16 protein-coding genes are annotated in these 13,273 nt (G+C 38.4%); all 16 read left to right on the top strand.

Annotated features, from left to right (window positions below; all coding sequences use genetic code 11):
- The first annotated feature begins 34 nt into the window (after positions 1 to 34).
- The 16 genes from rpsP (at position 35) to topA (ending at position 13,127) form a co-directional block, all read left to right on the top strand.
- Positions 35 to 307, top strand: coding sequence for a 30S ribosomal protein S16 (rpsP, locus tag LQ50_RS12405; RefSeq protein WP_034629696.1), 273 nt, complete (start codon positions 35 to 37; stop codon positions 305 to 307).
- Between the two features lie 137 nt (positions 308 to 444).
- A complete protein-coding gene (locus LQ50_RS12400; protein ID WP_034629694.1) occupies positions 445 to 669 on the top strand; it encodes a KH domain-containing protein in 225 nt (74 codons plus the stop codon).
- 131 nt (positions 670 to 800) lie between these two features.
- Positions 801 to 1,214, top strand: a complete 414-nt coding sequence (locus LQ50_RS12395; RefSeq protein WP_034629693.1) for a YlqD family protein — start codon at positions 801 to 803, stop codon at positions 1,212 to 1,214.
- Positions 1,207 to 1,725 (top strand): ribosome maturation factor RimM, encoded by a 519-nt coding sequence (gene rimM / locus LQ50_RS12390; RefSeq protein ID WP_034629690.1) that lies wholly within the window; start codon positions 1,207 to 1,209, stop codon positions 1,723 to 1,725. The genes LQ50_RS12395 and rimM overlap by 8 nt, the downstream gene beginning before the upstream one ends.
- Positions 1,722 to 2,456 (top strand): tRNA (guanosine(37)-N1)-methyltransferase TrmD, encoded by a 735-nt coding sequence (trmD, locus tag LQ50_RS12385; protein WP_034629688.1) that lies wholly within the window; start codon positions 1,722 to 1,724, stop codon positions 2,454 to 2,456. Before rimM ends, trmD begins: the two co-directional genes overlap by 4 nt.
- A gap of 123 nt (positions 2,457 to 2,579) precedes the next feature.
- Positions 2,580 to 2,924, top strand: a complete 345-nt coding sequence (gene rplS / locus LQ50_RS12380; RefSeq protein WP_034629686.1) for a 50S ribosomal protein L19 — start codon at positions 2,580 to 2,582, stop codon at positions 2,922 to 2,924.
- Positions 2,925 to 3,094: 170 nt separating this feature from the next.
- A complete protein-coding gene (lepB, locus tag LQ50_RS12375; RefSeq protein WP_034629684.1) occupies positions 3,095 to 3,628 on the top strand; it encodes a signal peptidase I in 534 nt (177 codons plus the stop codon).
- A gap of 13 nt (positions 3,629 to 3,641) precedes the next feature.
- A complete protein-coding gene (gene ylqF, locus LQ50_RS12370; RefSeq protein ID WP_034629682.1) occupies positions 3,642 to 4,493 on the top strand; it encodes a ribosome biogenesis GTPase YlqF in 852 nt (283 codons plus the stop codon).
- Between the two features lie 130 nt (positions 4,494 to 4,623).
- On the top strand, positions 4,624 to 5,397 hold the full coding sequence (rnhB, locus tag LQ50_RS12365) for a ribonuclease HII (RefSeq protein ID WP_034629680.1): 774 nt from the start codon (positions 4,624 to 4,626) through the stop codon (positions 5,395 to 5,397).
- A 14-nt stretch (positions 5,398 to 5,411) separates the two neighbouring features.
- Positions 5,412 to 7,094, top strand: a complete 1,683-nt coding sequence (locus LQ50_RS12360; RefSeq protein ID WP_034629678.1) for a hypothetical protein — start codon at positions 5,412 to 5,414, stop codon at positions 7,092 to 7,094.
- Positions 7,091 to 7,369 carry an EscU/YscU/HrcU family type III secretion system export apparatus switch protein gene (locus LQ50_RS12355; RefSeq protein WP_034629676.1) on the top strand — a complete coding sequence of 93 codons (279 nt, stop codon included), beginning with the start codon at positions 7,091 to 7,093 and terminating at the stop codon, positions 7,367 to 7,369. The genes LQ50_RS12360 and LQ50_RS12355 overlap by 4 nt, the downstream gene beginning before the upstream one ends.
- A gap of 82 nt (positions 7,370 to 7,451) precedes the next feature.
- Positions 7,452 to 7,655 carry a hypothetical protein gene (locus tag LQ50_RS12350; RefSeq protein WP_034629674.1) on the top strand — a complete coding sequence of 68 codons (204 nt, stop codon included), beginning with the start codon at positions 7,452 to 7,454 and terminating at the stop codon, positions 7,653 to 7,655.
- A gap of 222 nt (positions 7,656 to 7,877) precedes the next feature.
- Entirely contained in the window at positions 7,878 to 9,038 is a 1,161-nt protein-coding gene (gene sucC, locus LQ50_RS12345) for an ADP-forming succinate--CoA ligase subunit beta (RefSeq protein ID WP_034629672.1), read from the top strand.
- Between the two features lie 16 nt (positions 9,039 to 9,054).
- Entirely contained in the window at positions 9,055 to 9,969 is a 915-nt protein-coding gene (gene sucD / locus LQ50_RS12340; RefSeq protein WP_034629669.1) for a succinate--CoA ligase subunit alpha, read from the top strand.
- Between the two features lie 66 nt (positions 9,970 to 10,035).
- Positions 10,036 to 10,908, top strand: a complete 873-nt coding sequence (gene dprA / locus LQ50_RS12335) for a DNA-processing protein DprA (RefSeq protein WP_034629667.1) — start codon at positions 10,036 to 10,038, stop codon at positions 10,906 to 10,908.
- A gap of 143 nt (positions 10,909 to 11,051) precedes the next feature.
- Complete coding sequence (gene topA, locus LQ50_RS12330; RefSeq protein ID WP_034629666.1) at positions 11,052 to 13,127, top strand: type I DNA topoisomerase; 2,076 nt, start codon at positions 11,052 to 11,054, stop codon at positions 13,125 to 13,127.
- Positions 13,128 to 13,273 lie beyond the last annotated feature (146 nt).

Below are 13,273 nucleotides of genomic sequence, written 5' to 3'. Positions count from 1 at the left end.
TATTGTGTTGAATATTTTTGGAGGTGTCCCACGAATGGCAGTAAAAATTCGTTTAAAGCGTATGGGTTCTAAGAAGGCCCCATTTTATCGTGTAGTAGTAGCAGATTCTCGCGCACCGCGTGATGGTCGTTTCATCGAAGAGATCGGAACGTACAACCCATTAACTCAACCAGCTAAGGTTGACATTGCTGAAGAGAAAGCACTTGACTGGATGTTAAAAGGTGCAAAGCCTTCTGATACAGTTCGTAACCTTTTCTCTAAAGAAGGATTAATGGAAAAGTTACACAACGCAAAGAACCAGAAGTAATAGAATAAGAACCCAAAAGTAACTCACTTTTGGGTTCTTATTTTAAGATGGTAAACTACTACTTAGTTTTAAGTAAACGTTTAGTGAGTAGAGCCATTGCCTCTCCCTTTTTGATGACATATTAAAAGGAGAATCAGATGAAAGCGTTAGTTGAACACATGGTAAGAGCACTTGTTGACCAGCCTGATTTTGTTCAAGTTGAAGAAGTAGAAGAGGGGCAAACCCTTAACTTACGATTAACTGTTCATCCGGACGATATGGGGAAAGTCATTGGAAAGCAAGGTCGAACCGTTAAAGCGATTCGTTCGGTAGTATATGCCGCAGCCCCATCGCAACGGATACGATTAGACATCGTGGATTAGTAACGCAAGTGAAAGGGTGAGGGATAACCTCTCCCTTTTTGTATTATAGAGAATGCTTCATTATTCAAAAGAATATTATGAGATTTCTTTTTGTCACCTGCAATATCATCCATTATTTCAGGGGGGGCTATATGAAACTACTGCGTAAAGTTCAGATCAAACAAGTGTTAACTGAAACGAAGAAGAGGTCAATGCTAAATCAATTTGAGGAAGAATTAAGACAATGCAATCGAGAAATTGAACAGATGAAATTTCTTTTACATAAAGCAATAAGAGAAACAATGAACAAGAATGAACAAGAAGAAATACGTACACGATATATGAGAGAAATAAAGAAGCGAGAAGAATTGGTTAAGACGATAACTTTTAAAATAGAGCAATTGGATAAATTAATACTTGGAGTAGAAATTCCTGATGGAACAAAAGAGGGAATTATTGAAATAAAAGTGGGAGATCCTTGGCCCAATTGGGAACAAGCCCCGGAGGTTATTGTTAAAGATGGCATTATCCAAGAAATTCGAGAAGGTAGGAATGGCGATGGCTGAATGGTTTAAAGTTGGAAAAATTGTCAATACACATGGTGTAAGAGGAGAAGTGCGTGTTATTTCGTCAACTGACTTTGTAGAGGAGCGATACACAGTCGGAACCGAGTTAATGATTAAAGATGAAAGTGGCAATCAGGAAGTGGTTGTTGTCAGACATCATCGTCCACATAAAAATTTTGATCTGCTTCAGTTTGAAGGGTACCATTCTATTAATGATGTAGAACGTTACAAGGGGTCAACACTTTATGTGTCAGAAGAATATTTAGAAGAACTAGAAGAAAATGAGTTTTACTATCACGAAATTATTGGATGTACGGTTGTTACAGAATCCGGGGATGAGCTTGGCAAAGTAAAAGAAATTTTTGCAACTGGTGCAAATGACGTTTGGGTAATACAACGCTTAGGTGGAGGGAAAGACGTATTGCTTCCATATATTGAAGATGTTGTTAAAGTTATAGATGTAGAGAATAAAATGATCCAGGTTCATGTCTTAGAAGGGTTACTAGAATGAGAATAGATGTTTTATCACTTTTCCCAGAAATGTTTACACATGTCTTTGGTTCCTCCATATTAAAGCATGCACAGCAGTCAGGTCTTGTTACGTATCAAGTGGTTGATTTTAGAGACTATGCTAATAATAAGCATCGAAAAGTCGATGATTACCCTTATGGTGGCGGAGCAGGAATGGTCTTACGTGCCCAGCCTTTTTTTGATGCTGTCGATGATTTAGTAAAAGAAGGGCAAAAGAGACCTCGAGTTGTGATGCTATGCCCTCAGGGAGAACGTTATTCTCAAAAGAAGGCAGAAGAATTTAGCAAGGAGGAACACCTTATACTTCTTTGTGGGCACTATGAAGGCTATGATGAACGAGTAAGGGAATATCTAGTCACTGATGAAGTGTCTATTGGAGATTATGTATTAACTGGAGGAGAACTCGGGGCAATGGTAATTGCTGATAGTGTAACAAGGTTATTACCGGGCGTTCTTGGAAATGAGGAATCGGCGGTAACAGATTCATTTTCTACAGGTTTATTGGAGCATCCTCATTATACTAGACCTGCTGAATATCGTGGAATGAGAGTTCCTGATATCTTATTATCGGGGCATCACAAGAATATTGAGGAGTGGCGTTCTCGTGAGTCTCTTAAAAGAACATGGGAGAGACGACCTGATCTATTAGAAAGGAAAAACTTAAGCGAGAAAGAACAAAAGTGGATAGATGAATTTACTAGAAAACAGTAAAAAGCACTTGTGAATAGAGATTATATATGGTAATATAGATCTTGTGGCTTAAGGCCTGTTATTACGATGTTCCGCTGTAGTATTAAGCTTTCAAGAGCATCTGTATGGAAGGAGTGGAATAATATGAACAACATTATCCGTGAAATTACTAGTGAGCAACTACGTAGTGATCTTCCAGCGTTTCGTCCTGGTGACACTTTAGTTATCCACGTTAAAGTTGTTGAGGGAACTCGTGAGCGTATTCAGTTATTCGAAGGCGTTGTTATTAAGCGTCGCGGTACTGGTATCAGCGAAACTTTCACAGCGCGTAAGATTTCGTACGGTGTAGGAGTTGAGCGTACATTCCCATTACATTCACCTAAGATCGCTAAGATCGAAGTGAAGCGTCGCGGTAAAGTACGTCGTGCTAAACTTTACTACCTACGTAGCCTACGTGGTAAAAAAGCTCGTATTAAAGAAATTCGATAAAGAGCGTGGAAAAGAGCTTAGGAGACTAAGCTCTTTTTTAAATGAAACAGCTTTTGTTTCTTTACAATTCTTATTCACTCTAATTAAATAAGTGGATAAAACGACATCTAATCGTAGATGTGGTAAACTAATGCTTATGATTGTGATTTGTTACATATGGGGGCGTTAGCATGAGTAAGGAGAAGAAAGAATCATGGGAGTGGCTGAAAGCGGTCGTTATAGCACTTGTCCTTGCATTTGTTATTCGCCATTTTTTATTTGCTCCAGTTATCGTTGACGGAGAATCCATGATGCCAACTCTTGAACATAATGATCGAATGATTGTCAATAAAATAAGTTACTCTTTTGGTTCTCCAGAACGTTTTGATATTATCGTCTTCCATGCACCTGCTGGAAAAGACTATATAAAACGTGTGATAGGCTTACCAGGAGATGTAATTGAGTATAGGAATGATATCCTCTATGTAAATGGAGAATCTATCGATGAGCCTCATCTAGAGGAAATGAAGCTAATATCAAATGGAGAACGTGTTACAAGGGATTTCCAACCGATTACGGTACCTGAGGACGAACTATTCGTACTCGGTGATAACCGGGGTCGAAGTAAAGACAGCCGCGATATTGGAACGATTCATATTGATGAGGTAATTGGGAAAGCTAATGTAGTGTTCTGGCCTGTTTCTAATATTCGCATTGCAAAATAGGAAGGTGAAAGTTGTGACGATTCAATGGTTTCCTGGTCATATGGCCAAAGCAAGAAGAGAAGTCACCGAAAAGTTAAAATTTATAGATGTAGTCATAGAACTACTTGATGCAAGAGTTCCATTAGCTTCACGTAATCCAATGATTGATGAGATCGTTGCACACAAACCAAGGTTAATTTTATTAAATAAGGCTGACTTAGCAGACCAGTCGGTGACTGAAATGTGGAAAGCACACTTCGAGGGAAAAGGTGCAATGGTTCTTGCTGTTAATGCACAAACAGGAAAAGGAACGGAAAAAATACCGACTGCGTGTAAACAGTTAGCAAAACCAATCCTCGATAAAATGATCTCCAAAGGGATGAAGCCTAGAGCTGTTCGGGCAATGATTTTAGGTATCCCGAATGTGGGGAAATCAACACTTATTAATCGATTAGCTTCCAAACGAACTGCGCAAGTGGGGGATCGTCCTGGTGTAACCAAGAAGCAACAATGGATTAAAGTAGGAAAAGAACTAGAACTACTTGATACACCAGGTATTTTGTGGCCGAAATTTGAAGATCAAATCATTGGGTATCGCTTAGCAGCGACAGGGGCAATTAAAGATGAACTTTTAGATTTTCAGGATATTGCTTTATTTATATTGAATTACTTAAAGGATCATTATCCGACATCGGTTCAACAACGTTATAAGTTGGATCATGTCCCAGATGATGGTTTGGCGCTCTTTGACGAAATAGGAAAAAAACGTGGGTGCTTGTTAAGTGGTGGTTATGTAGATTATGACAAGGCTGCTGAAATTATATTACGTGAGATGCGTTCGGGTACGTTAGGAAGGATCTCGTTGGAAAAACCAGAGAAATACTAAAGAGCCGGTGATCAAGCCATATGTGCTTTGTGATCGGCTTTTTCATTTACCTAAAAGTAAGAAAAATAGCTAAATATACCTGTATAGGTTAATGTATTTGACCCGATATAGATAGTAGAGGTGAGAGTCAGTGAATGTTTCCATAAAAGTATTAGAAGAAAAGATATTCCACAGTAATGAAATCGATGATGAAATGGTTGAATTGCTAAAAAAAGATGAGCGCAAAGGTGTTCAAAAGTTACTAAAACGCTATGAAACAATGAAACAGAAAGAAACGGCATTGGAACATATGCATATAAAAATGACCGAATATGAATCGGCTTTACGAAAAGATGGGTTTTTACATATTGCAGGACTAGACGAGGTGGGACGCGGCCCATTAGCAGGACCAGTTGTAGCTGCTGCTGTCATTTTACCGCCGGATTTTAAGTTATTAGGTTTAACGGACTCAAAAAAATTAACGAAAGAAAAACGAGAAATGTTTTTTGACGTTATTAAAGATAAAGCCATTGCTTATTCTATACAGATGGTACACGCAGCCGAAATTGATGAGATTAATATTTATGAGTCTACCAAACTAGCTATGTCAAGGGCAGTAAAAGAACTGAACTGTCAACCGGATCATTTATTACTTGATGCGATAAAACTTGATTTACCGATCCAACAAACGTCATTAATAAAAGGGGATCAAAAAAGTATTACCATCGCGGCGAGTTCCGTTTTAGCTAAAGTAACACGTGATCGTTATATGGATGAAATAGCACTTGATTTTCCTGGCTATGGATTTAGTAATCATGTGGGATACGGAACAAAGGAGCACCTAGATGCAATATCAAAATTTGGAATAACGAAAGAACACCGTAAATCTTTTAAGCCGATAGCAGAAGTACTTCAAATATCATAGGAGGAACGTATATAATGTTTCAGCCTTCCATTCAAAATCATTTAATTGGTGAAGTTCAGCAGCCTAAAGCTATAACTTTTAAAACGGGGCAACTGTTTCAAGGCAGAATCACAAAGATCTTTCCCAATCATATAGCGACTCTTACGTTAGGTAAGATGCAACTAACAGCTCGTCTTGAAGCTGCATTAACGGTTGGACAACGTTATTGGTTTGAAGTGAAGGATGGAACAGGATTACCTCAATTAAAAGTAGTTGCTAACAGTCAGTCACAATCTAGCGAGCAAATACTTGAACAACTTAACTTGCCGCAAAAGAAAGAAATAGAACTTTTGTTGCAACATATGGCAAAGAAACAAATTCCGTTTACCCGAGAGATGATTTCAAATGCCGTGCAATTACTTTCTCATGTCAAACAGGTTGACCATAAAAGTATGGATACAATTGCCGCAATGTTTGAAAAAGGTATTCCAATATCTTATGAGACATTCCGAGTATTAGAATCTACTAAAATCCCCAAATCTCTTAGTGAATTAATCTTTCAACTCTCTGAAAAATTGCAAGGCTTAGAAAATAAGGTGGCAAGAAAGATAACCGAGCTAAGTACACAACTATTGCAATCAGGTCCTGTTAAAATAACAACGTCACCTATCATTCAGCTATTAACGATGTATGCAAGGGAAGAAAATCAGGTGGTAGAAAAACTATTAACTCGACTTGGTCTAATTCAAGTAGGGATATCAAGAGATGAGGTACTAACAAATTTTCAACAAGCTGTTCAACATCCGAGAAATCAACATGTTATTACAAGTCTTTGGCCAACGTTCGATATAAAGAGCGAAGAAGGTGTTTTGGGGAAAAGATTACTTTTCGAATCGTTGATGAGAGAGTTATCGGTTCCTGCTGGAAAAGAAGGTCTTCCTGAACTCAAACAATTATTTCGATTGTTTCAAACGCCGATCGAAGCTGAAGAAATCTATTCACGCTGGAGTTCTCTGCCAAACCAGTCCTTGCTCAAGTCTGAAGAAAGGTTGGTTCAGACTCTTATTGAAAATAGTGTTGCTATCACAAGAAACCCAGGATCAATTTTAAAGGCTGTATTATCAATGGTTGGTTATCAATATGAGCACGACCTTATGCGTCTTTTTCAAGAGGAGTATATGAAGGACTCGAATTATACATCAAAACTAAAAGCCTTATTGATTCAGTTGCAAGAAGAGAAAATCCCCCCAATCTTAAAAGAACAAGCAAAGGAAGTAGTAGCGAGAATAACTGCAAATCAACTTTATTCTCAAGAACAAACGACTCCGCTTCATCAAATATTGTTGAATATTCCTTTAACGTTAGGCTCTCGTCAAACGGACCTAACTATAAAATGGGAAGGGAAAAAGATGGAAAATGGTCAATTGGATCCTTCTTACTGCCGAATCTTGTTTTACTTAACACTTGAAAGATTGGAAGAAACAATGGTTGATGTACACGTGCAAAATCGGATTGTGACAATTTCAATATATAACGAACAAGACAAGCCCTTGACTTTGTTAAAATTGCTTGAACCATCATTGAAAGAACGTCTATCAGAGCTTCATTATCATCTTTTTACGGTTTCTTGGAAAAAAATAGGGAGTTTCGATGGAGATCCAACTGTTCAGACTTACACTAAAGTGCCTTTATACAAAGGAGTTGATTTAAGAATATGAATGAAATTGAGAAGAAAGAGAGGAAAAGAAAAGCTTTTGCACTACGCTATCAGCCTGAAATAGACCAATCACCAAAAGTTGTTGGAACAGGTCAAGGATTTGTCGCTGAAGAAATAATAGCAAAAGCCAAAGAGCATGACATTCCTATACAGGAAGATCCATCTTTAGTTGAAATGTTAGCTACACTTGAAGTAAATCGATCGATTCCTAGTGAATTATATGAAGTAGTTGCAGAGGTCTTTTCTTTTATTTACAAAATTGATCAGAATGGATAACCAGCTAGCATTGGTAGTATGAAAAATCTTGGACATACTACCAATGCTAGTTTTTTAATTGTACTTAACAAGGAGGAGCGCAATGAAAGATCAAAAGTCAACATCAGGAAAACATAGAGAAGAATATGCACATGAATTTGGAATTCACCATTCAATTCAGGAATCAGATGCTATGAGTAAAATGATAAAAAAATTATCAAATGAAAAGAAGAAAAAGAAACAAGGGAAAAATGACTCAAAAAATCGACAATCTAACACTGCAGACCAAGCTTCGTCAGAGGACTAGGAGAAGGTAGTTGGAACAATATATGTATTCAATTACTTACGATTTTTAATTCGTGAAAGCAGGCAAATGTCGCATTTTTTTAACTAATTTGAATTGGAGAGGGATTTACCCCTCCCCAATTTGTGAAAACAATGGTAGAATAAAGATGGATTCAGCCATTAAACCTCAAAAGTTTTAGAATGGCATGAAAATACATGCAATTGATAGGAGGATGGAGAGAGAATGAATATCCACGAGTATCAAGGAAAAGAGTTGCTTCGCCAGTACGGTGTTGCTGTTCCCAATGGCAAGGTAGCGTTCTCGGTTGAAGAAGCAGTAGAAGCAGCAAAGGAATTAGGTTCAAAGATTAATGTTGTTAAAGCACAAATCCATGCAGGTGGACGCGGGAAAGCCGGTGGAGTAAAAGTTGCTAAAGATTTAGATGAAGTTCGTACATATGCAGATGAGATTTTAGGTAAGACACTAGTAACTCATCAGACTGGACCTGAAGGCAAAGAAGTAAAGCGCTTACTTATCGAAGAAGGATGCGATATTCAAAAAGAGTATTACATCGGTTTAGTATTAGATCGTGCCACTTCAAAAGTTGTCTTAATGGCGTCTGAAGAAGGTGGAACAGAAATTGAAGAAGTAGCGGAAGCGACTCCTGAGAAAATTTTTAAGGAGATAATAGACCCAGCAGTCGGTTTGCAAGGGTTCCAAGCTCGCCGCCTTGCATTCAACATTAACACCCCTAAAGAGTTAGTAGGGCAGGCAGTGAAATTTATGTTAGGTCTTTATAAAGTGTTTGTTGAGAAGGATTGCTCAATTGCCGAAATCAATCCACTTGTTACAACTGGTGATGGCAAAGTTATGGCTTTGGATGCGAAGCTAAACTTTGATTCTAATGCTTTATACCGTCAAAAAGATATTTTAGCATATCGTGATCTTGAAGAAGAAGATGTAAAAGAAATTGAAGCATCAAAATACGACTTAAGTTACATCTCTTTAGATGGAAATATTGGTTGTATGGTTAATGGTGCGGGTCTTGCGATGGCAACAATGGACATCATTAAACATTATAATGGTGACCCGGCTAACTTCCTTGATGTAGGTGGCGGTGCAACTGCAGAAAAGGTAACAGAAGCGTTCAAGATCATTCTTTCAGATGAAAGTGTAAAAGGAATTTTTGTTAACATCTTTGGTGGTATTATGAAGTGTGACATTATTGCTGAAGGAGTCGTTGAAGCAACGAAGCAAGTTGGACTTGAGATTCCTCTAGTAGTACGTTTGGAAGGTACGAACGTTGAACTTGGTAAGAAGATTCTTAAGGAATCAGGTTTAAACATTACAGCTGCAGATTCAATGGCTGATGGCGCACAAAAAATCGTTTCATTAGTGAAATAGAAAGGCGGGACGAAAGATGAGTATCCTCATTAATAAAGATACAAAAGTTATTGTACAAGGGATTACAGGTGCTACAGGATTATTCCACACTCAACAAGCTGTCGAGTACGGTACAAACATTGTTGGTGGTGTTACACCTGGTAAAGGTGGAACAGAGGTTGAAGGTATTCCAGTATTTAACACAGTTGAAGAAGCGGTGAAAGCAACTGGTGCTAATGCTTCCGTTATTTACGTACCACCTGCTTTTGCAGCTGACGCTATCATGGAGGCAACAGATGCTGAGCTTGATTTAGCCATTTGTATTACAGAGGGAATTCCAGTAATGGATATGGTTAGTGTGAAGCGTTACATGGAAGGAAAGAAAACACGTCTAGTTGGACCAAACTGCCCAGGTGTGATTACACCGGAAGAATGTAAAATTGGTATTATGCCAGGATACATTCATAAAAAAGGTCATGTTGGCGTTGTCTCTCGCTCTGGTACTCTTACGTATGAGGCTGTACATCAATTATCTACAAATGGGATCGGTCAATCATCAGCTGTTGGGATCGGAGGAGATCCGGTTAATGGAACAGACTTCATCGATGTATTAAATTTATTCAATGAAGACCCAGATACGTATGCTGTCATTATGATTGGTGAAATTGGTGGAACAGCAGAAGAGGAAGCAGCTGAATGGGTGAAAGCAAATATGACAAAACCTGTTGTTGGCTTCATCGGTGGTCAAACAGCACCTCCTGGAAAGCGTATGGGCCATGCTGGTGCGATTATCTCAGGCGGGAAAGGTACAGCTGCTGAGAAGATCAAAACAATGGAAAGTTGCGGCATTAAAGTAGCTGAGACACCATCCGTAATGGGCGAAACATTAATCTCTGTTCTAAAAGAAAAGGGATTGCTAGAAAAATGTACCACACATAAAGTAACAAACTAATTAAATAAGAAGAAAGCCCTCGGCTTGTGGGGGCTTTCTTCCTATTGAAAAGGGGATGGTCTCTTCGTGTCGGAGTTTCGAAAACGGCTAATTCATATTCACAGTTGTTCGGATATCTCTAGAAATATGATTCGAACTATGCTTAAGATTGACCCTCAATTACTGCAAATCTATGATTCCACTAATACCCTTTTACAAAAACAGTTAAAATTATCCACAGAAAAAACACAAAGAATTTCGACTTATTTAAAGCGCTCCTCCCCTGAACAATACCTAACTTTTCTTGCACAAAATAATATATTTACTTACACCATTCTAGATTCAGATTATCCTGCCTTATTAGAGCAAATTTACGATCCACCTCTTGTTTTATATGGAATGGGTGTAAAGAATTTGATGTCATCAGAAAAACGCTTGGCCGTCATTGGTACAAGAACACCCACACCCATAGGGAGCAAAACTGTATCTTCGATTATTCCACCTTTGTCAAAAGAAGGTTGGACCATAGTTAGTGGGTTTGCTCGTGGAATCGATTCTTTAGCTCACTGGCAAGCCGTCCAATCAACGGGTCAGACGATCGCTGTTTTAGGTTCGGGCCATTTACATTTATATCCGAAAGAAAATTTTCAATTATTTTCACAAATGTCGAAAAAACAACTAATAGTTTCTGAATATCCCCCTAACACCCCTCCACAACGGTGGCACTTTCCTGCTCGTAATCGAATTATTAGCGGTTTATCAAAAGCAGTCCTAGTTATTGAGGCAAAAGAAAAGAGTGGCTCGTTAATTACAGCAGATCAAGCTTTAGAGCAAGGTCGAGATGTCTTTGCCATTCCAGGATCCATTCTTTCTCCGCAATCAAAAGGTACAAATTTTCTTATTCAACAAGGGGCAAAACTAGTTATGAATGCTGATGATATTTTACACGAATTACAATAAGTCCTTTGTGATTTTCCTACATTTCGACAAAAAACACCATCGTCTTTTTGCCTTATTTTCCAACTCCTGTTTGACAAATAGCAAAAGTCTGTTTAATAATAGGGAAGATTTTAATTATATCTTCGAGAGAGGGAGTTACTTACATGGCCGATTATTTAGTAATCGTTGAATCTCCCGCCAAAGCAAAGACCATTGGAAAATATTTAGGAAAGAAATTTATTGTAAAAGCTTCAATGGGACATGTTAGAGACTTACCAAAAAGTCAAATGGGAGTAGATGTTGAAAAAAGTTATGAACCCAAGTACATTACAATACGTGGAAAAGGTCCCGTTTTAAAAGAATTAAAAACAGCTGCAAAAAAAGTAAAACGAATCTATCTCGCGGCTGACCCCGATAGAGAAGGTGAAGCAATTGCTTGGCATCTTGCTCACAGTCTCGACATTGATGAAAATTCTGATTGTAGAGTCGTTTTTAATGAAATTACAAAACAAGCAATTAAAGACGCTTTCAAAACCCCTCGACCAATTAATATGGATTTGGTAGACGCTCAGCAAGCAAGAAGAATTCTTGATCGTTTAGTGGGTTATAACATTAGCCCATTATTATGGAAGAAAGTGAAAAAAGGGTTAAGTGCTGGTCGAGTTCAATCAGTAGCAGTAAAGATGATTATTGAAAGAGAAAAAGAAATTCAGAGCTTTGTTCCTGAGGAATATTGGAGTATACCAGCCCAGTTTTCACTAGAAGGAGAACCGTTTGATGCGAAGTTTTACGGGATTGAAGGGAAAAAGCAAGAGTTAAAATCTGAAGACGAAGTAAAAGCTGTTCTTTCCAAACTTAGTAACAATCAATTCGATGTTACCTCGGTTAAAAAGAGAGAAAGAAAGCGAAATCCAGTTTCCCCTTTCACTACATCATCACTGCAACAAGAAGCCGCTCGAAAATTAAATTTCCGAGCTAAAAAGACCATGATGATTGCTCAACAATTATATGAAGGAATTGAGCTGGATAAAAAAGAAGGTGCAGTTGGATTAATTACATACATGCGTACCGACTCTACTCGAATTTCCGAAACGGCTCAACAAGAAACAAAGCAGTATATTGTTGAAAACTATGGTGAAGAGTTTACCCGGAAAGAACAACGTGCTGTTAAAAAAGATAAAAAAGCACAAGACGCCCACGAGGCTGTTCGACCAACGTCCGTATTCAAAGACCCGAAAACGGTAAAGAGTTATTTGTCTAGAGATCAGTTGAGACTTTATAAGTTGATTTGGGAACGAATGGTAGCTAGTGAAATGGCTCCAGCAGTTATGGATACGATGACGGTGGATATTGAGCAAAATGGCGTACAATTTAGAGCAACAGGTTCCAAAGTTAAATTTGCGGGTTTTATGAAAGTGTATATAGAAGGTAACGACGACGGGAAAAAGGAAGAAGATCGTCTGCTACCCAATTTAGAGGAAGGTCAAATAGTTGAAAAGGTAGATATTGAACCAAATCAACATTTTACACAGCCTCCTCCGAGGTATACCGAAGCTAGGCTCGTTAAAACAATGGAAGAGCTCGGGATAGGTCGCCCGTCCACATATGCGCCTACGCTAGATACGATTCAAAGACGTGGGTATGTTGCCCTTGAGGATAAACGATTTGTTCCAACTGAATTAGGACAAATTGTCTTAGAGTTGATCGTTGAATTCTTCCCAGAAATTCTAGATGTTGAATTCACTGCGAAGATGGAAAATGACCTTGACTCGATTGAAGATGGGCAGCAGGAATGGATTCGTATTATCGATGAATTTTATCACGGGTTTGAAAAGCGTCTAACAGTCGCTGAAGAAGAAATGAAAGAAGTCGAGATAAAGGATGAACCAGCTGGTGAAGACTGTGAAAAATGCGGCCATGAGATGGTTTATAAGATGGGCAGATACGGAAAGTTTATGGCGTGCTCCAATTTCCCGGATTGTCGAAACACAAAAGCAATTGTAAAAGATATTGGTGTGAAATGTCCGACTTGCAAGGAAGGCAACATAGTTGAAAGAAAGAGTAAGAAACGTCGGATCTTCTATGGTTGTGATCGGTATCCGGAATGTGAATTTATTTCTTGGGATAAGCCAATTGCCCGTCCTTGTCCAAAGTGTGGGAAAATGCTTGTTGAGAAGAAGACGAAAAAAGGTGTGCACGTAGAATGTTCAGCCTGTGATTACAAGGAAGATTCCAATTAACTCGTATGTAAGATGAAAATCTTGAAGTTGTTTCATGTATTATGATAATATAGTTTAGTGATAAAGAGAGAGGGTGGCTCAGAGTCAACGTTTGACCTCTAGTAGGCATGATATGCTTACTAGACGGATAGACTTTTGTGAGCCAC

This window comes from Halalkalibacter okhensis (assembly GCF_000787375.1).
In the GTDB taxonomy this organism is placed as follows: Bacteria; Bacillota; Bacilli; order Bacillales; family Bacillaceae_D; genus Halalkalibacter; species Halalkalibacter okhensis.
The sequence above is the reverse complement of the archived record's forward strand: the minus strand, read 5'-3'. Positions and strand labels throughout refer to the sequence as shown.